The following is a 16,379-nucleotide window of genomic DNA, read 5'->3' on the forward strand; positions in this document are numbered from 1 at the left end:
TTATGGTTCAGTCTAAGATGATCATGCTCTAGGCGTGGAGACTTCGGCGGTCAGCCGCGGTGTCCGCGAGCTAGAAGAGCGCGTCGGCCTTTCAATCTTCGAGCGCAGCCACAGAGGGGTCACCACGAGTGCCGCCGGAGTGATTTACTTAGGCGGTGTGAGGGAGGCGCTCGATCTGCTTGAGCGCGTCGAAGCAACTGCCCGTTCGGTGGGTGCCGGGAAAAGCGGTCTGCTTCGGATTGGCTTCGTGTGGTCATTCGCTTTCGGACCAATCGTAAGACTACTCGAAGAGATGCGCCGCGTTCAGCCTGAGATCGAAGTTCAACTCGTCGAGGACGGACCTGATCAGCTGATCGCGCGCCTACACGACGGAAAACTCGATGTAGTTCTTACAGCCATAGAGCCCGAAGGGCATGTGCCGAGCCGTCCGATCGGCCAAGTGTCCAGGCTTACTCTCTGGAACGAGCGCCTGCTGGCGGCGCTGCCGGCGAGTGAAGGCAAGGCTGCAGTTAGCTGGGGAGATCTCGCCGAACAGAAGCTCTTGTGCCGCCACGCGGACGACTTCCGTGGCTTTACCGCCTTTATAGAGAGTACCGGCGGGCCGACCCTTCGCTTCTTTCCGCAGGACTGCTCGCGAGAAGGTCTCCTTGGGTTCGTGGCGGCAGGGCACGGCTGGACAATCGTTCCGGAGAGTCTGAGGGAGTGTGACGTCCACGGTATCGCGCTCATCCCGATCGACTCGGCCAATGCCGCTCTACGGGTTGAATTGCTTTGGAGATCGGAGAGCAACAATCCTGCCGTCCACGCATTCATCAAGCTTGCGAAAAAGATGCGGACCAGGCCCGGGTTTTCACCCGGCGCGTGAATTGCGCGCCTTTGCAAAGACCCTGTCCGTGGCCATGAAGCGCGCTAGCATCGGCGCGATCAGCTTCGATGCGTCGATCGCCTGACCTGTCTCCCGGCCGAGCACGTCAGCGTAAGCGACAAGGTCCCGGTGAACGCCGGCCGGCAGCTCAAGTGTGAGCTTGACCGGCTTGTCATCGGGAAGCGGACCAAGTTTCAGCTTGCTCATCGGGCGTCTCCCGACGGCTCCAGCACAAGATCGCGGGTCACGATGATCCGGACTGGGTAGCCGGGCCGGATCGTGATGGTCGGCCGCACGCCCAGTTCGCGCTCGACGACCTGCTGGCCCGCTTGGTTAAACGTGTCCTGCGCACCTTCGCGAATCGCCCGGGCGATGTCGCCGTCGCTGCCCGACCCGAGCTCGGCGCCGACCCCGAGGAGCGTCGAGAGCAGACCGGCGCGGAGCAGACGGCCCCAGTGGTGGTTCACCCGATCCTGAAGACCGGCATAACCCTCGGCGTCGGCACCCGGCTGGCGCTCCAGCACGATCGAGCGCCCGTCCGGGAAGATCAGGCGGTTCCAGACGAGCAGCACGCGCTCCTGCCCGAGCCCCACCTCTGCGTCATACTGCCCGATCAGGCGTGAGCCTTGTGGAACGAGAAGGTGCCGACCAGTCGGGCTGTCGTAAACCGGGCTGGTGACCTGGGCCGTCACCTGGCCCGGAAGATCCGAGCGCAACCCGGTCACGAGCGCCGCCGGAATGATCGACCCGGCCTGCAGCACATATCGGCTTACGGGCGCGCGCACCCTGTCCGCGCTCATCGTGCGCCGGTCGGCTTCGCGACTCAGAAATGCCTCACCCCGGCCTCCTGCCAATTGAGAGGCCTCGGGAGCGGCTGGGGCAGGGGGCGGCGGCGAAGGCGGCCCCGCGGCTTCAGAACCGCCGCCTGTCTGGGTCGTGCTGAACAGGGCGCTCGTCCTGGCTGCCTCACGCTCTTGGCTTGCGCGCTGCGCGGCCGGATCGACGGGTGGAGCGGCTGGCGCACCGGGCGCGCCAGGATGCGGCGGCACTTGCTCGCCGCGCTGCTGCGCGCTCAGCATCGGCCGGCCCATGTCGCCAGGCAGAGGCGGCCCGAGCTGCGGGACGTCTCGGGGCAGCGCCGAATAGTCCCGTGGCAGCGCGCCCAGGCCATCCGCCTGCGCAACACGGTCGGTATTGTAGAGATCCGACTGCTCCGTCGCCTCTTCGCGGCCCTGCAGCGCCACCATCATCACGCCTCCGATGCCGATGCTGGCGGCGGCGCCGAGGCCGATCAGCACCTTTCGCGACAAGCGCATCACCGGAGGCAGCGTGGGGCGAAGCCGGAGTTCGTCGGCGATCTCGCGTTCGCTGAGGTCCGTTTCGTCGAGGTCCGGCTGAGGGGTGCGCGCGTCAGTCACGGGCCGCTCTCCCATCGCTGCGTTCGATCCGCACCCGCTGCTGGCGGCGTCCGGCGCCGAGGCGGAGCTCGGCCGCTGCGAACAGCCGGTCCACGATCATGTGGCGTCCGCGAACTCGGTAGTTGACGAGCTCGGCGGCATTCCTCCGCCGGCCAACGATGAAAAGCGGCGGCATCTCGCCTTGGGCGATCCCCATCGGAAACTCGATATAGACCTGCCGCCCGTCATCAAAGGCGCGGAGCGGCCGCCATGGCGGGCGATCGCCCTCGATTCGATAGCGGAACTGGAGCTGGTCGAGCGCGATGCCGCCGGCAATCGGCTCGGCGTCAGCCGCGACGGCTGTGCCTTTGGAAATGGCGATCAACTGATCGGCCGGGTAGGACCAAGAGACGGAGGCCATCCAGGTGGCTCGGGTGGCGCGGAGCTCGAGCAGATAGGTCCGCCGGTCGGTGTTGATGATGAGGTTCGTCCGGAGGTCCGTCCGGGTCGGCTTCACGAGGATGTGGACACGCGCCGAGGCTCCGGCGCCGCTCAATGTGTCCCCGATGATCCACCGCGCGGTGTCGCCTGCTGCGACCGGACCCGTGCCGACCAGGCGCTCGCCTTCCTGCAGGGCGATGTCGGTGACGTGCCCCGGCGCGGTATAGACCTGGTAGAGCGCTCCCGGAGAAAATGGGTAGAGCTGGACGGCGTTGATGAAGCCCTCCCGCACCGGCTCCATCCGCGCGGCCGCATTGGCGGCCGTGACACGGCTCGTCGGAGCGCGCGCGTCGCGACCGGTGCGAGCGGGCTCCAGCGGCTTGAGCTGCCCGGGAAGCGGGAGCGGCTCAGGAATCGCGACCACCTCCACTCGTGCGGGCGGCTCCGGCGCAGCGACGGCCGGCACGGCTTCCGTGGCTGGCGAGGTGTCCAGGGTGATCTCTGTCGGACGGTCACGATGCGCGCAGGCGGCGAGCGTCGATGCGGAGATCAGGAGAGCCGACAAAGCGGCTTGGCGGACTGAGGGGTATTTCATCAGGCGGACTCCCGAGACCAGTTGATTGCGTGGACGAAGATCCCGAGCGGGTTCTTGCGGAGCCGCTCGGCATCGCGCGGCGGCTGGATCACGAGCGTCAGAATCGCGCTCCAGCGTTCGGTGGCGGCGAGCTGACCGTTCTCATAGCGACGTTCGACCCAGGCGATACGGAAGCTGTCGTCCGAGGCGCGGATGACGCTCGACACCTCGACGGAGATCTGGACCTGCCCGACACGCGCAAAGGGGTCGTTGACGCGAGCATAATCGTTGAGCGCGAGCGCGCCGCGATCGGTGGTGTAGTCGTAGGCGCGCAGCCAGTTCTGCCGGAGCACGATCGGATCCGCCGGCACGGAGCGCACCTGCTCGATGAAGCGGGCGAGGTGCCAGGCGATCTGTGGGTCGGTCGGGCGATAGTCGGCGACCGCCGGCTCGACGGCCTGAGCCTGACCCAGACTGTCGACCTGAACCACCCAAGGCACGATCGAGCCGCGGGCGGACTGCCAGACTAGCGCCGCCGATAGGCCGGCTACCAGGAACAGCTCACCGAAAGCGAGCAGGCGCCAATTCCTCGCCTGGACGCGGGCGGAGCCGATGCGCTCATCCCAGGCTTGGCCTGCGCGCTGATACGGTGTTTCCGGTTCGGGGGTGCGCCCGTAGCGCACCGAGGGTCGCTTGAACATCAACGGTCCTCACTGACGGAGATGGAAGAGCCCGAGCCGCCGCGGTCGCCGGCGCGAACGGTGTGGGCGACGGTCGAGACGCCCTCCTTCACCAGCCGCTCGCGCTGCATTCGCTTCGCCCAGGCGGGGACGCCGTCGCTTCTGTTTGAAGAGGCTGAAGCCGCGCCTTCGGCGTCGGGTGCCGCTGGAGCGGGTCCAGAGCTGCTGCCGCTTGGCGCGGGGCGAATGGACGGGGCGGCCCCGGAGGGAGCAGCCGCAGCGGCGCCTGTCGAGCCGCCGCCTGGCGAGGAGCCGCCGCCAGGCAAGCCGCCCATCCCGGTCGTGCCAGCACCGCCGCGGGTGGCGGGAACCTGAGTGGCCGCGGCCGTGCTCCCGCCGCCGCGCACCGCGCCAGCGGCCGCGCCCATCCCGAGCCGGGCGACGCCGTAGCCAGCCGCGCCCACCGCGAGTGCCGCCGCACCGGTTCCGACGGCCGCGCCCGCGCCGAGCTGCGGTCCGCCCGAGACGATGCCGTTGGCAATGCCCGGGCCGAAGATGCCGAGACCGAGCAATGACAATGCGGCGAGCACGATCGCCATCGCGTCTTCCATCGTCGGCTGGTCGCCCGCAAAGCCGGCGGTGAACTCGGAGAAGAGGGTGGAGCCGATGCCGACGATCACCGCCAGGACGAGCACCTTGACGCCGCTCGAGATCACGTTTCCGAGCACGCGCTCGGCCAAGAAGGCGGTCTTGCCGAACAGACCGAAGGGGATGAGCACGAAGCCCGCGAGAGTCGTCAGCTTGAACTCTATGAGCGTGACGAAGAGCTGGATCGCGAGAATGAAGAAGCTCAGCAGCACCAGCGCCCAGGCGAACAGCATCACGAAGATCTGAACGGCGTTTTCGAAGAACGAGATGAAGCCCATCAGCTCGGAGATGGACTCGAAGATCGGGCGCCCGGCTTCGATCCCGATCTCGGCGATGCGGCCCGGGCGGACGAAATCCGCGGCGCTCACCGTGCCGCCTGCGGCTTGCAGCCCGAGGCCGGCGAAGCTCTCGAAGACGATCCGCGCGAGCGCGTTCCAGTTGGAGATGAGGTAGGCGAAGATGCCGACGAACAGCGTCTTCTTGACGAGCCGCGCAAGCACGTCGTCATCGGCTGCCCAAGTCCAGAAGAGAGCGGCGAGCGTAACGTCGATGACGATCAAAGTGGTCGCGATGAACGCCACCTCGCCGCCGAGGAGGCCGAAGCCGCTGTCAATATATTGGGAGAAGACCTGCAGAAAGCGATCGATAACGCCGACGTCGTTCATGGTGCCGTCCGATCTGTGCTGAAGAAGCGGCGCCGCTGCTCCGCCCAGGCCGCGCGGCAGGCGGCATCGATTAACGCCGGGTCCGTCAGGCTCGCGCAGCGCGCGAGCTCGGCCGCCAGCGGGTCGGGCTCGGAAGCCGGCGCCGCGGTCGCAACGGCGACCTGCGGCGCCTCCCTTCTGAGCTGCGCATCGAGCACGGCGACGAGCACCGCCATGCCCGCGAACAGGACGGCGCCGAGGCGCACCCAGAAGGTCATGTCCGTCTCGATCTTCACCGGCGGAAGATCTCGACATCGGTGGGCTGATAGCCCCGGCCGGGCGCGATGAAGCGGCGGAACCTTTCGCGCGCTTGGTCCGACGCCGCCGCCCGCTGCGCCGCTTCGAGCGCTTGGGCGCGGCCCTGCGCCGCAACGACGGCGGTCAGATCCGCCAGCTGCTGCGCCTGCAGTGCGAGGAGCTGGTTGCCCGCTTGCGCCGCCTGCAACGCGCCCGTCGCCGATTGACTGGAACCGATCAGCGCCTGCATCTCAGCCCGGTTCGTCTCGATGTTGCCGACGACCCCCGCTTGGACCCGCAGGGCGTCCTGTAGCGCGCCGACGGACGTCGCCCACCGCTGCTGCGCATTGCGGACCATCGCCTCGTTGGTCTGGCCGCCGGCCGCGCCATAGGTGGTGGTGAACGCCCGATCGATGTCACGCACGTCATAGGCGACGCGCTGGGCCTGGCCCAGCAGGTCCTGCGTTCGCCGCACCGACTGCTGGAGCTGCTGGAGCGAGCTGTAAGGGAGCGACGCGAGGTTGCGCGCCTGATTGACCAACATCTGCGCCTCGTTGGTGAGGCTGCGGATCTGGTTGTTGATCTGGTCGAGCGAACGCGCTGCCTGCAGCACGTTCTGCGCATAGTTGGTCGGGTCCTTAACGATCAGCTGCGCATTCGCGGGCACGGTCGCGCCGAGCGCGAGAGCGAGCGCGGCGGCGCCGGTCGTCAGGGCATGACGAAGGGTACGTCTGGTCACGATCTTGTCTCCAGGTCCAGGGTGGGGATGAGGTCGGCGGCCCATGTGAGGCCGCGACGGCGGAGCCAGGCGGCGGCGAAGCCGCGCCCGTCACTCTCAGTAAGCGTCTCGGCGATCAGCGCCTGGTCGGCCTTGCCGCTCGCCGCCGTGAAGGCGAGAGCGACGGGTCCGAGCCCGAGCTCGAACAGCCGATTGCCGCGTCGGCTCTGCGCGTAATAATCGCGCTTGGGCGTCGATCGCGCGACGATCTCGATCTGCCGGTCGTTGAGCCCGAACTTGCGATAGATACTGGCGATCTGCGGCTCGAGCGCGCGCTCATTGGCGAGGAAGATGCGGGTGAGGCAGCTTTCGATGATCGCTGGAGCGACGGCCGAGCCGTCGATGTCGGCGAGGCTTTGGGTGGCGAAGACGACGGCGGCGTTCTTCTTGCGGAGCGTCTTCAGCCATTCGCGCAGCTGCGAGCCGAAGGTCGGGTCGTCGAGCGCGAGCCAGCCTTCATCGACAATGACGAGGGTCGGCGCGCCTTTGAGGCGCCCTTCGATCCGGTGGAAGAGGTAGGCGAGCACGGCCGGCGCGGCGGCGGTGCCGATCAGCCCTTCCGTCTCGAACGCCTCAACCGTGCCGGCGCCGAGACTCTCATGATCGCCGTCGAGGAGGCGCCCCCAGGGACCGTCGAGGCAATAGGGCTGGAGCGCGCGCTTAAGCGAGTTGGACTGGAGCAGCACCGAGAGGCCGGTGAGCGTCCGCTCCTGGGCAGGCGCCGACGACAGGCTCAGCAGCGCCGACCAAAGGTGATCCTTCACCTCGGGCGTGACCGTCACTCCTTCCCGGCCGAGGACGCCGGTGAGCCACTCCACAGCCCAGGCGCGCTCGGCGGCGGCATGGATGCCAGCCAGAGGCTGGAGCGCCACTGGCTCGGTTGCGGACTCGGAGAGAGCGCCGCCAAGGTCATGCCAGTCGCCGCCCATGGTGAGCGCGGCGGCGCGGATCGAGCCGCCGAAGTCGAAGGCGAATACCTGGGCGCCCGGATAGCGTCGGAACTGGAGCGCCATCAGCGCGAGCAGCACGCTCTTGCCGGCACCGGTCGGCCCGACCACCAACGTATGGCCAACGTCGCCGACATGGGGCGAGAAGCGGAACGGCGTCGAGCCTTCGGTGCGTGCGTAGAAGAGCGGCGGGCCATTCAGATGCTCGTTGCGCTCCGGTCCTGCCCAGACGGCCGAGAGCGGGATCATATGGGCGAGGTTGATGGTCGAGATCGGCGGCTGGCGGACGTTGGCGTAGAGGTGACCGGGGAGGCTCCCGAGCCACGCTTCGACCGCGTTCACGCTTTCGCTGATCGTGGTGAAGTCGCGGCCCTGGATGACTTTTTCGACGAGCCGCAGCCGGTCGGCCGCAACTCGCGCATCCTCGTGCCAGACCGTTACCGTGGCGGTGACGTAGGCGTGACCCACCAGATCAGCGCCGAGCTCCTGCAGCGCCTCGTCCGCGTCCGCGGCTTTGTTGGCAGCATCGCTATCGAGGAGCGTCGATGCCTCGTTGGTCATCACCTCCTTGAGGATCGCGGCGATCGACTTGCGCTTCGCGAACCATTGCCGCCGGATGCGAGTCAGCAGCTTGGCGGCTTCGGTCTTGTCGAGGCAGATCGCGCGCGTGACCCAGCGATAGGGGAAGGCGAGCCTGTTCAGTTCGTCGAGAATTCCGGGGAAGGTCGAGGATGGAAAGCCGACTACGGACAGCGTGCGCAGATGCGCGTTTCCGAGCCGCGGCTGGAGTCCCCCGACGAGCGGCTGGTCAGCAAGGAGGGCGTCGAGGTGCATCGGCGTCTCGGGCACGCGCACGCGGTGACGATTGGTCGAGACGCAGGAGTGCAGGTAGGTCAGCGTCTCCGTGTCGGAGAGCCAGGCCGCTTCGGGCACGAAGCTCGCGATGAGGTTCAGAAGCCGATCGGTGCGATCCACGAACGTGGCGAGGTGGTCGCGCGCGTTCGCGGCTTGCTCCGGCCGGCCCTCGTAGAGCCAGCCCTCCGCGCGTGCGGCGTCGTCGGACGGCGGCATCCAGACGAAGGTGAGCACATAGGCGCTCTCGAAGTGTGCGCCCTCGGCTTCGAACTGCGCGCGCCGCTCCGCGTCGACCAGGGCCGACGCCGCATCGGGGAAGCGGCTGTCGGGGTAGCTCTCGGCGGGCTGGCGGCTGGCTTCCACGAATAAGGTCCAGCCGGACCCGAGCCGCCGGATTGCGCTGTTCAGGCGTGCGGACGCGCCGACGAGCTCGGAAGCGGTCGCGCTGTCGAGATCAGGGCCGCGAAAGCGGGCGCTGCGCTGGAGCGAGCCGTCCTTGTTGAGAACGACGCCTTCTTCGATCAGGGCTGCCCATGGGAGAAAGTCGGCGAGACCCTGCGGCTTCTTGCGGTATTCGGCGAGGTTCAGCATCGCGCTCAGACCCCGAGGTGCGGCGGGTAGCGAAGGTGGCGGCGAACGACGTCGACGAACTGCGCGTCGCGCTTGGCCGCCCAGACCGCGAGGAGATGGCCGACGAGCCAGACCGCGAGCCCCACGAGCCAGAGCCGGAGCCCCAGCCCGATCGCGGCGGCGAGCGTGCCGTTGGCGATCGCCACCGCCCGCGGCGCTCCGCCGAGCAGGATCGGCTCGGCAAGCGCGCGGTGAACGGGTGCGGTGAAGCCCGGCATCTGGTCGTCGGCGCCGGTCATCAGACGAGCGCCCCGCCGCCGAAGCTGAAGAAGGAGAGGAAGAAGGAACTGGCGGCGAATGCGATCGAGAGGCCGAAGACGATCTGCACGAGCCTGCGGAAGCCGCCACTCGTGTCGCCGAAGGCGAGCGTCAGACCGGTCACGATGATGATGATCACGGCCACGATTTTCGCCACGGGGCCTTCGATGGACTCCAGGATCGACTGCAGCGGCGCCTCCCACGGCATGCCGGAGCCGCCTGCCCGAGCGGGCGCGGTGAAGAGGAAGCTGGTGGCGAGTACGGTCGTGGCCGCGAGCCGGCGGCGGATGTTAGTCACTTAGGTTCTCCTGACGAAGTGAGGGGGGCGAGATGGTAGTCGCCGAATGCGTCGAGCCCTTCGACGCGGGCGAGTTCGGCGAGCCGGCGGTCGGAGCCGCGGCCGGCGAGAACGGCGATGATGTCGATCGTCTCCGCGACGAGGGCGCGCGGAACGGTGACGACAGCTTCCTGGATCAGTTGCTCGAGGCGGCGGAGCGCGCCCAAGGCGCTGCCGGCGTGGATCGTGCCGATTCCACCTGGGTGGCCGGTGCCCCATGCTTTGAGGAGGTCCAAGGCCTCGGCGCCGCGCACCTCACCGATCGGGATGCGGTCGGGGCGGAGGCGGAGCGACGAACGAACTAAGTCGGAAAGTGAAGCAACGCCGTCCTTGGTCCGAAGCGCGACCAGGTTCGGCGTTAGGCACTGGAGCTCACGTGTGTCCTCGATCAGCACCACGCGGTCGGAGGTCTTAGCGACCTCCGCCAGGAGCGCGTTGGTAAGGGTGGTCTTGCCGGTTGAGGTGCCGCCGGCAACCAGCACATTGGCGCGGGACGCCACCGCGCAGCGGAGCGCCTCGGCTGCGGGCTCATCCATGATGCCGGCCCGGACATAGTCGGCGAGGCTAAACACCGCTACGGCGGGCTTGCGGATCGCGAAACAGGGAGCGGCCACGACGGGCGGAAGCAGCCCCTCGAACCGCTCGCCTGTCCCGGGCAGCTCCGCCGACACCCGAGGCGCATCGGCGTGAACCTCGGCACCGACGTGATGGGCAACGAGACGGACAATGCGCTCTCCGTCCGCCGACGAGAGCCGCTCGCCCGTGTCCGCCAGCCCGGCCGCGAGGCGGTCCACCCACAGCCGCCCGTCCGGGTTCAGCATCACCTCGATGACAGCCGGGTCTTCAAGCCACGCTGCCACGTCCGGTCCAAGCGCGGTCCGCAGCATCCGCGCGCCGCGCGCTTGAGCCTCTGTTCTGAACTGAATTGCGGTCACTGCGTGAGCCCCGTGTGAATGACGGGGTCGAGTAAAAGGACAGCTATCCGCTGCGGATCAACAAGCCTGAGGGCGTAGTAGTGCTCCGGGCTGTAGAGGCAGGGCCAAGCGCGATCGCATTGAGCAAGCTATCCCGCCGTTGCGACAGCGAAGGCCCGGCAGCACGAATCGCCTGTCCAACCGAAGCTGGTGCTGGAGACGAAAGATGCTTGTAGGCCATAGCAGGTCGACGCGCCCGCGGGGGCTTCCTCAAAAAGCGCCCGCGAAATCCCGAAATTGCCGTACTGCGCCGTGAAAGAATGCTATCGGCAAAGGTACTATGTCATTGAAAAGACTTGAACTAAATCGGATAAGCAGCTAATCTGCCGCTGCTTTGGGGGGTCAAGGTGACGTTGCGCGAACAGGTTCGGGTTCTGATCGATCGGCGCGCGCCAGCTGCAATGTGCGACTCCTGCCTTGCGGACCATCTGGCGATCACGCGAACGCGTGTTGCCGGCCTGCGCCTCCATGTTGCCCAAGACGATGGTTACCGGCGAGTGCGGGGCCGCTGCTCGGGATGCTGTACCCGCCGCGCAGTGACCTCTTTGGCGCCTCAGCACAGGCCCACCGGCAAGTGAAACTCTTCTTCGAATGGAGGTGATGGTGGGCATCCGAGAAGCGTGTGAGGCGCTCCAAACAAGCCGCTGCCTCGAGCTCTCCTATAACGGGTTGCTGCGCTGTGTTGAAGTTCATGCCGTCGGCTATACCGCCGATGAAGAGCCGGTCGCTGTCGTGTGGCAGAAACCAGGCACGACGTTGGAGGGGTGGCAGGTAATTCGCCTTGAGCGCGCGAAGCATCTTCGAGTGTCCAGCGAGAGTTCCGGCGCGCCCAGGCGCGGCTACGAGCGCAGCAAGTTTCCATTCATTCGAATCGAGTGCTCGGTTAAGGCAGGGCAGCGGTCCGATCCGGCCGAGGTGAGATGAACGCGCATTTCTGATTGGCTCGTCGGTGCCAAAAAGGCACACCCGCAGAGTTTCGGATTGGCGCCGAAACCGCCGATCTTCCCCTTCGTTGAACATGATGAAGAGCCGCTAGGTGAGCGGCTCCTCCACCTCTATGGTCAGCAGCACGACGCTGGGGAGGTGTATGTCGACTGACGTGTCGAAAGTCTCCGCTGTGCATGCGTTCATCATCGAGGATGATTATCTAATCAGCAGATCGATTCAGGACATGCTTGGTGAGCTGGGGTTCACATCCTTCAGCTTCGCCCGCTCCGAGGATGCTGCGATTGCGGGCGCCACCGGCGAAGACTTCGATCTGATCACAGTTGATGCCCACCTGTTGCCCGGCGACGGAATCAAAGCTGTGGGGGCCATATGTGCGGGTCGGCGGGACATCCCAGTAGTCTTCGTAACCGGATACGCATCCGAGATCCTGGAGCGGGTTCCGGGTGCCGTCATTGTCGAAAAGCCAGTTACGCAGACGGCGCTTCAAACCGCCGTCTTCGCGGTTCTGGCGCAGCGGGAGTGGTGAAGAGCTAGCCCGTGCCAACCTTAGTGGTGGTCCGGCCGCGGAAGGGCGGGCGAACCGTAACTGATCGTACCCTCGCAAATTTTGCGTATCTCATGTTGGATCGCGGATACGCGCGGCTCTTGAGGCATTCTTGCGCGATGCCTCGCTACTATTTTCAGCTGTACGAGTGCGGTAACATCATCAGCGATGCCGAAGGGCGTGAACTGCCCGACATCGCGACGGTGAGAAAGAGAGCAATCGCCGAGGCGCGGCAACTGATGTCGGCGGAGGTCGCTGCCGGACGGCTATGTCTTTCATGCCGCATTGAAGTCGAAGATGAGGATCGGCGGCCGGTGCTGGTGATTCCGTTTAGAGAGGCGCTGGAAATCACTGGTCTTTAGCGGTCTTCATGGCTTGTCGCTGGGTCCGATGTCGAGGGCGACCTCTTTCAGCAGGCCCGGTCCATTCGCGAGCCGGCGGCCAAGGGCTTCGACAAAGCGATCGTACCGCTCCGCTCCCTTCGCACGTGCTGCGGCGCTGGTCTGCTCGGGCAGCGCCGGAGTCGACGTCAGCCAGAAGCGAACGAACAGCGCCATCGTCTCCAATGTCACGGTGTCGTTCCGCTCGAGCCGTTCCAGCACACGAACGATTCGGTCCAGGCGCTTTGTGATCGCCGCCTCGCGGCGATCACTGTCGTCCGGCGTCAGAAAGGAGGCAATCGCGGCCTCGGCGACCAATGACTTCGACTTGCGCCGGTCGGCCGCGAATGCCTCCAGCGCCCGCATCGTGGCCGGCTGCAGATAGATGGTGAATTGCTCCTTCTTGGCCATGGCTCAGAGCTCGATGCCATCGCTGGGGTCCAGCGAGGCCTGACGCGCTGCGGCGCGCATTTGTTGACCCAGCATCCGTTGCCGAAGCGCTTCATCGTCGGGCTCAGCTGGATCAAGATCGAATTCGTTGGCGGGCGGCGGCGCCGGCTCCCGCACCACCTCTTCGTGGTCGGGAAGCTCCGGTTCGCGGCGAAGGCCGGCATTTGCGTCCTCGGCCTCCGATGCTTCGGCCGGCGGCACAAGCGGACCCTCCCACTCGTCGCGGAGAGCGGGTCCCGCAAGCTCTATCCCATCATAGCCGGGGTTCGGCGGCGGCAGGATCCGGCGCTTGAGCTGCGGATCCTCGTAATAGCGGGCCTTCTTCGCCCGGATTGGTGGCGCCCCGGAAACGAGCACGATCTCATCGGTCGGGGAGAGCTGCATGATCTCACCCGGCGTGAGCAGCGGCCGTGCCGTCTCCTGACGGCTCACCATGAGGTGGCCGAGCCAGGGTGAGAGCCGATGCCCGGCATAATTCTTCATGGCGCGGAGCTCGGTCGCCGTTCCGAGGCTGTCGCTCACCCTTTTGGCTGTGCGCTCGTCGTTGGTCGCGAACGCCACCCGGACATGGCAGTTGTCGAGAATGGCATTGTTCTGCCCGTACGCCTTTTCGATCTGGTTCAGGCTCTGGGCGATCAGGAACGAGCGGATACCGTAGCCGGCCATGAAGGCGAGGGCGCTCTCGAAGAAGTCGAGCCGCCCCAGCGCCGGAAACTCGTCGAGCATGAGGAGCGTTCGGTGGCGGCGGCGATCCGACTGCAGCTCCTCTGTCAGCCGCCGTCCGATCTGATTGAGGAGAAGCCGAACGAGCGGCTTGGTGCGGCTGATGTCTGATGGGGGCACCACGAGGTAAAGCGTTGCCGGCCGGCCGCGTTCGACCAGGTCGGCGATGCGCCAGTCGCACCGGCTCGTCACCTGCGCCACCACCGGATCGCGGTAGAGCCCGAGGAACGACATCGCCGTGCTCAGCACGCCCGAGCGCTCGTTGTCCGACTTGTTGAGCAATTCGCGCGCGGCGCTGGCAACCACCGGATGGGCGCCGGTTTCGCCGAGGTGCGGCGTTGTCATCATGGCGCGCAGGGTGGTCTCGATGGGGCGACGGGGATCGGACAGGAAGGCCGCGACGCCGGCAAGCGTCTTGTCCGGTTCGGCATAGAGGACGTGGAGGATGGTGCCGACGAGCAGGGAGTGGCTGGTCTTCTCCCAGTGGCTCCGGCGCTCGAGCGCGCCCTCGGGATCGACGAGAATGTCGGCGATGTTCTGGACGTCCCGCACCTCGCTCGGACCGCGCCGGACTTCGAGCAGCGGGTTGTAGGCGGCACTGGCGGCATTGGTCGGGTCGAACAGGATCACGCGTCCGAACCGCGCCCGCCAGCCGGCGGTGAGCTGCCAGTTCTCGCCCTTGATATCATGCACAACACAGGAGCCAGGCCAGGTGAGGAGCGTCGGCACGACCAGACCAACGCCCTTGCCGCTGCGGGTTGGGGCGTAGCAGAGCACATGCTCAGGTCCATCGTGACGCAGATAGGCGTTGAGATACTTGCCTAGCACCACGCCGTCCGGTCCGAGCAGGCCGGCCTTGGCCATCTCCGTCCGGGTCGCCCAACGGGCCGAGCCGTATGTCGACACATCTTTGGCCTCACGCGCGCGCCAGACCGACATGGCGATCGCAACGCCGATGCAGACGAACCCTCCCGCCGCGGCGATATAGGCCCCTTCCATGAAGACGCGGGGCGCGTAGGCGTCATACCAGTACCACCAGATGAAGAAGGCGGGCGGCGGGTAGATGGGCCAGCCCATGAGGTCGCCCATCGGCGGGCCGAGTTGAGGCTGGAATGCGAGCCGCCAAGCAACCCATTGCGTGGCGGCCCAGACGAACAGAAGCGCGATTGCGCTGACGAGGAGCAGTTGGCCCCAAAGGATCTTAGTCGAGGTCATGGCGCGCAGGCCAACGCCCGCCCACGCGAACGTTCAAGCTCGATCAGCTACGTCTCGCGCTGGGGCGTGCGGCGGCGCGCAAATCGGCGGGTCTGTTGATCGAATGGTAAGCCGCCTCCCGTTCGGTCAGGCGCGGCGGAAACATCGCCTCTGCTCAGGCGTCATTGCACTTATGCAAGCCGTGTCGACGTTCGGCACTCCTAAGCAGCAGACCTTTCATACCAGCCGCGCGAGCGTTTCACGATCGCTACCACGGAGAGCATCACCGGCACCTCGACAAGCACGCCAACGACCGTGGCAATAGCCGCGCCTGACTCAAGGCCGAAGAGACTGATGGCGGCTGCGACCGCAAGCTCGAAGAAATTGCTTGCGCCAATGAGCGCGGCAGGTGCGGCGACGCACCAGGCAACGCCGAGCTTCCGGCTGAGCCAGTAGGCGAGCCCGGCGTTGAAATACACCTGAATGAGGATCGGCACCGCGAGCAGCACGATTACGAGCGGCTGGTCGAGGATCGCTTCACCTTGAAAGCCGAACAGCAGCACGAGAGTCGAGAGTAGGGCGAGCAAGGACACAGGGCCAAGCCGGCGCAGAAGGCCATCCAAAGCTTCCTGCCCGCCGCTGCGGAGAACTTGCCGCCGCATGAGATGGGCAATGACGACCGGCACGACGATGTAAAGGACAACGGACAGGAGCAAAGTGTCCCAAGGGACGGTGATGGAAGCGACGCCGAGCAGCAGCCCCACAATCGGCGCGAAGGCGAACACCATGATCAGATCGTTCAAGGCAACCTGGCTGAGCGTGTAGTGCGGCTCGCCCTCGCAGAGGTTCGACCACACGAACACCATCGCAGTGCACGGCGCGGCGGCGAGGAGAATCAGGCCCGCGATGTAGCTTTCAATCTGATCTGCAGGCAGGAGCGGACGGAATAGCCAGCCGATGAAGACGGTTCCGAGCAGCGCCATCGAGAACGGCTTCACCGCCCAATTGATGAACAGGGTGACACCCACGCCGCGCAGATGATGCCGAACCTGCCCCAAGGCGCCGAAGTCGATTTTGAGCAGCATCGGAATGATCATCAGCCACACGAGCAGCGCAACCGGCAGGTTGACGCGCGCGACCTCGGCCGATGCGATCACCTCGAAAAGTCTCGGCGCCGCCGCGCCGAGGCCGATCCCCGCCACAATGCACAAAGCAACCCAGATCGACAGATAGCGCTCGAACGTCGTCATTCCCGACGCGCCGGGGCGGTGTCAGTCAGAGTTGCCACGTCAGGCCGTCTCTTTCGCCGCCTGAGAAGCCCCGCTCTGACCGCCGATCTCGCACAGCCGGTTCTGCAGCGTCATGCGATCGATGCTGTCGATCGGGAGGTTGAGGAACAGCGATATCCGGTTGTGCAGGTAGTTAAGAGCCTGCTGGAACGCCTCTCGCTGGCCTGCGCCTTCGACCTTGGCCGGATCCTCGATGCCCCAATGTGCGGTCATCGGGTGCCCCGGCCATATCGGACAGGTCTCGCCCGCCGCATCGTCGCAAACAGTGAAGATGAAGTCGATCTCCGGTGCATCGGGCGCTGCGAATTCATCCCAGCTCTTGGACCGGAGTCCCTCCGTGTCGAAGCGAAGGCTGCGCAGGAGCTCAATGGCCATCGGATGAACCTCACCCTTCGGAAAGCTGCCGGCCGAGAAGGCGCGAAAACGGCCTGAGCCTTGCTTGTTCAGCAGCGCATCCGCGAGTATCGATCGGGCCGAGTTGCCGGTGCACAAGAACAGCACGTTGTAGATGCGGTCGCTCATAGCC

At 66.2% G+C, this 16,379-nt stretch carries 19 protein-coding genes; 4 read left to right on the forward strand and 15 right to left on the reverse strand.

Features of this window, described 5'->3' with window-relative positions; genetic code table 11:
- Positions 1–34: 34 nt before the first annotated feature.
- Positions 35–865, forward strand: coding sequence for a LysR family transcriptional regulator (locus tag RQX22_RS15655; RefSeq protein WP_315727539.1), 831 nt, complete (start codon positions 35–37; stop codon positions 863–865).
- Here the strand turns inward: RQX22_RS15655 and RQX22_RS15660 are convergent.
- Genes RQX22_RS15660 through trbB form a run of 11 tightly spaced genes read right to left on the reverse strand, consistent with a single transcriptional unit; the run spans position 851 to position 10,238 of the window.
- Positions 851–1,072: a DUF2274 domain-containing protein gene (locus tag RQX22_RS15660; RefSeq protein ID WP_315727541.1), complete on the reverse strand. Its 222-nt coding sequence runs from the start codon at positions 1,070–1,072 to the stop codon at positions 851–853. The two genes, RQX22_RS15655 and RQX22_RS15660, sit on opposite strands and share 15 nt — an antisense overlap.
- A complete protein-coding gene (locus RQX22_RS15665; protein ID WP_315727542.1) occupies positions 1,069–2,283 on the reverse strand; it encodes a TraB/TrbI/VirB10 family type IV secretion system protein in 1,215 nt (404 codons plus the stop codon). The genes RQX22_RS15660 and RQX22_RS15665 overlap by 4 nt, the downstream gene beginning before the upstream one ends.
- Positions 2,276–3,298 (reverse strand): P-type conjugative transfer protein TrbG, encoded by a 1,023-nt coding sequence (gene trbG / locus RQX22_RS15670; protein WP_315727544.1) that lies wholly within the window; start codon positions 3,296–3,298, stop codon positions 2,276–2,278. The genes RQX22_RS15665 and trbG overlap by 8 nt, the downstream gene beginning before the upstream one ends.
- The gene (gene trbF, locus RQX22_RS15675; protein ID WP_315727545.1) at positions 3,298–3,978 is read right to left on the reverse strand and encodes a conjugal transfer protein TrbF; all 681 of its coding nucleotides are present in this window, start codon (positions 3,976–3,978) and stop codon (positions 3,298–3,300) included. The genes trbG and trbF overlap by 1 nt, the downstream gene beginning before the upstream one ends.
- Entirely contained in the window at positions 3,978–5,270 is a 1,293-nt protein-coding gene (gene trbL, locus RQX22_RS15680; RefSeq protein ID WP_315727547.1) for a P-type conjugative transfer protein TrbL, read from the reverse strand. The genes trbF and trbL overlap by 1 nt, the downstream gene beginning before the upstream one ends.
- Positions 5,267–5,545 (reverse strand): putative entry exclusion protein TrbK-alt, encoded by a 279-nt coding sequence (gene trbK-alt / locus RQX22_RS15685; RefSeq protein WP_315727549.1) that lies wholly within the window; start codon positions 5,543–5,545, stop codon positions 5,267–5,269. The genes trbL and trbK-alt overlap by 4 nt, the downstream gene beginning before the upstream one ends.
- Positions 5,542–6,330: a P-type conjugative transfer protein TrbJ gene (gene trbJ / locus RQX22_RS15690; protein ID WP_458309543.1), complete on the reverse strand. Its 789-nt coding sequence runs from the start codon at positions 6,328–6,330 to the stop codon at positions 5,542–5,544. Before trbJ ends, trbK-alt begins: the two co-directional genes overlap by 4 nt.
- Positions 6,282–8,717, reverse strand: a complete 2,436-nt coding sequence (trbE, locus tag RQX22_RS15695; protein ID WP_315727553.1) for a conjugal transfer protein TrbE — start codon at positions 8,715–8,717, stop codon at positions 6,282–6,284. The genes trbJ and trbE overlap by 49 nt, the downstream gene beginning before the upstream one ends.
- A 5-nt stretch (positions 8,718–8,722) precedes the next feature.
- Positions 8,723–8,995, reverse strand: a complete 273-nt coding sequence (locus RQX22_RS15700) for a VirB3 family type IV secretion system protein (RefSeq protein ID WP_315727555.1) — start codon at positions 8,993–8,995, stop codon at positions 8,723–8,725.
- Entirely contained in the window at positions 8,995–9,312 is a 318-nt protein-coding gene (locus tag RQX22_RS15705) for a TrbC/VirB2 family type IV secretion system protein (protein WP_410001653.1), read from the reverse strand. The genes RQX22_RS15700 and RQX22_RS15705 overlap by 1 nt, the downstream gene beginning before the upstream one ends.
- On the reverse strand, positions 9,309–10,238 hold the full coding sequence (trbB, locus tag RQX22_RS15710) for a P-type conjugative transfer ATPase TrbB (protein ID WP_315727557.1): 930 nt from the start codon (positions 10,236–10,238) through the stop codon (positions 9,309–9,311). The genes RQX22_RS15705 and trbB overlap by 4 nt, the downstream gene beginning before the upstream one ends.
- A gap of 678 nt (positions 10,239–10,916) precedes the next feature.
- Here trbB and RQX22_RS15715 point away from each other — a divergent pair.
- From RQX22_RS15715 to RQX22_RS15725, 3 genes are all read left to right on the forward strand, one after another.
- Entirely contained in the window at positions 10,917–11,249 is a 333-nt protein-coding gene (locus RQX22_RS15715) for a hypothetical protein (protein WP_315727559.1), read from the forward strand.
- A gap of 163 nt (positions 11,250–11,412) precedes the next feature.
- Positions 11,413–11,799 (forward strand): response regulator, encoded by a 387-nt coding sequence (locus RQX22_RS15720; RefSeq protein WP_315727561.1) that lies wholly within the window; start codon positions 11,413–11,415, stop codon positions 11,797–11,799.
- 137 nt (positions 11,800–11,936) lie between these two features.
- On the forward strand, positions 11,937–12,179 hold the full coding sequence (locus RQX22_RS15725; RefSeq protein ID WP_315727563.1) for a DUF6894 family protein: 243 nt from the start codon (positions 11,937–11,939) through the stop codon (positions 12,177–12,179).
- Between the two features lie 6 nt (positions 12,180–12,185).
- On the opposite strand, the gene RQX22_RS15730 is transcribed toward RQX22_RS15725, so the two are convergent.
- The 4 genes from RQX22_RS15730 to RQX22_RS15745 form a co-directional block, all read right to left on the reverse strand.
- Positions 12,186–12,608, reverse strand: coding sequence for a CopG family transcriptional regulator (locus tag RQX22_RS15730; RefSeq protein ID WP_315727565.1), 423 nt, complete (start codon positions 12,606–12,608; stop codon positions 12,186–12,188).
- A 3-nt stretch (positions 12,609–12,611) separates the two neighbouring features.
- Complete coding sequence (locus RQX22_RS15735) at positions 12,612–14,585, reverse strand: conjugal transfer protein TraG (RefSeq protein WP_315727567.1); 1,974 nt, start codon at positions 14,583–14,585, stop codon at positions 12,612–12,614.
- A 200-nt stretch (positions 14,586–14,785) separates the two neighbouring features.
- Positions 14,786–15,814 carry an ACR3 family arsenite efflux transporter gene (gene arsB, locus RQX22_RS15740; RefSeq protein ID WP_315727569.1) on the reverse strand — a complete coding sequence of 343 codons (1,029 nt, stop codon included), beginning with the start codon at positions 15,812–15,814 and terminating at the stop codon, positions 14,786–14,788.
- Between the two features lie 39 nt (positions 15,815–15,853).
- Positions 15,854–16,375: an arsenate reductase ArsC gene (locus RQX22_RS15745; protein WP_315727571.1), complete on the reverse strand. Its 522-nt coding sequence runs from the start codon at positions 16,373–16,375 to the stop codon at positions 15,854–15,856.
- Positions 16,376–16,379 lie beyond the last annotated feature (4 nt).

The organism is Sphingosinicella rhizophila (assembly GCF_032378825.1).
In the GTDB taxonomy this organism is placed as follows: domain Bacteria; phylum Pseudomonadota; class Alphaproteobacteria; order Sphingomonadales; family Sphingomonadaceae; genus Allosphingosinicella; species Allosphingosinicella rhizophila.

Excerpts from the sequence above, each read along its gene's own strand:
- trbF (WP_315727545.1), bottom strand. The coding sequence starts at position 3,978 with ATGTTCAAGCGACCCTCGGTGCGCTACGGGCGCACCCCCGAACCGGAA.
- trbB (WP_315727557.1), bottom strand. The coding sequence starts at position 10,238 with ATGCTGCGGACCGCGCTTGGACCGGACGTGGCAGCGTGGCTTGAAGAC.
- RQX22_RS15700 (WP_315727555.1), bottom strand. The coding sequence starts at position 8,995 with ATGACCGGCGCCGACGACCAGATGCCGGGCTTCACCGCACCCGTTCAC.
- trbL (WP_315727547.1), bottom strand. The coding sequence starts at position 5,270 with ATGAACGACGTCGGCGTTATCGATCGCTTTCTGCAGGTCTTCTCCCAA.
- RQX22_RS15715 (WP_315727559.1), top strand. The coding sequence starts at position 10,917 with ATGGAGGTGATGGTGGGCATCCGAGAAGCGTGTGAGGCGCTCCAAACA.
- RQX22_RS15720 (WP_315727561.1), top strand. The coding sequence starts at position 11,413 with ATGTCGACTGACGTGTCGAAAGTCTCCGCTGTGCATGCGTTCATCATC.
- RQX22_RS15725 (WP_315727563.1), top strand. The coding sequence starts at position 11,937 with ATGCCTCGCTACTATTTTCAGCTGTACGAGTGCGGTAACATCATCAGC.
- RQX22_RS15735 (WP_315727567.1), bottom strand. The coding sequence starts at position 14,585 with ATGACCTCGACTAAGATCCTTTGGGGCCAACTGCTCCTCGTCAGCGCA.
- trbG (WP_315727544.1), bottom strand. The coding sequence starts at position 3,298 with ATGAAATACCCCTCAGTCCGCCAAGCCGCTTTGTCGGCTCTCCTGATC.
- trbE (WP_315727553.1), bottom strand. The coding sequence starts at position 8,717 with ATGCTGAACCTCGCCGAATACCGCAAGAAGCCGCAGGGTCTCGCCGAC.
- RQX22_RS15745 (WP_315727571.1), bottom strand. The coding sequence starts at position 16,375 with ATGAGCGACCGCATCTACAACGTGCTGTTCTTGTGCACCGGCAACTCG.
- trbJ (WP_458309543.1), bottom strand. The coding sequence starts at position 6,330 with ATGGGCCGCCGACCTCATCCCCACCCTGGACCTGGAGACAAGATCGTG.
- RQX22_RS15660 (WP_315727541.1), bottom strand. The coding sequence starts at position 1,072 with ATGAGCAAGCTGAAACTTGGTCCGCTTCCCGATGACAAGCCGGTCAAG.
- RQX22_RS15730 (WP_315727565.1), bottom strand. The coding sequence starts at position 12,608 with ATGGCCAAGAAGGAGCAATTCACCATCTATCTGCAGCCGGCCACGATG.
- arsB (WP_315727569.1), bottom strand. The coding sequence starts at position 15,814 with ATGACGACGTTCGAGCGCTATCTGTCGATCTGGGTTGCTTTGTGCATT.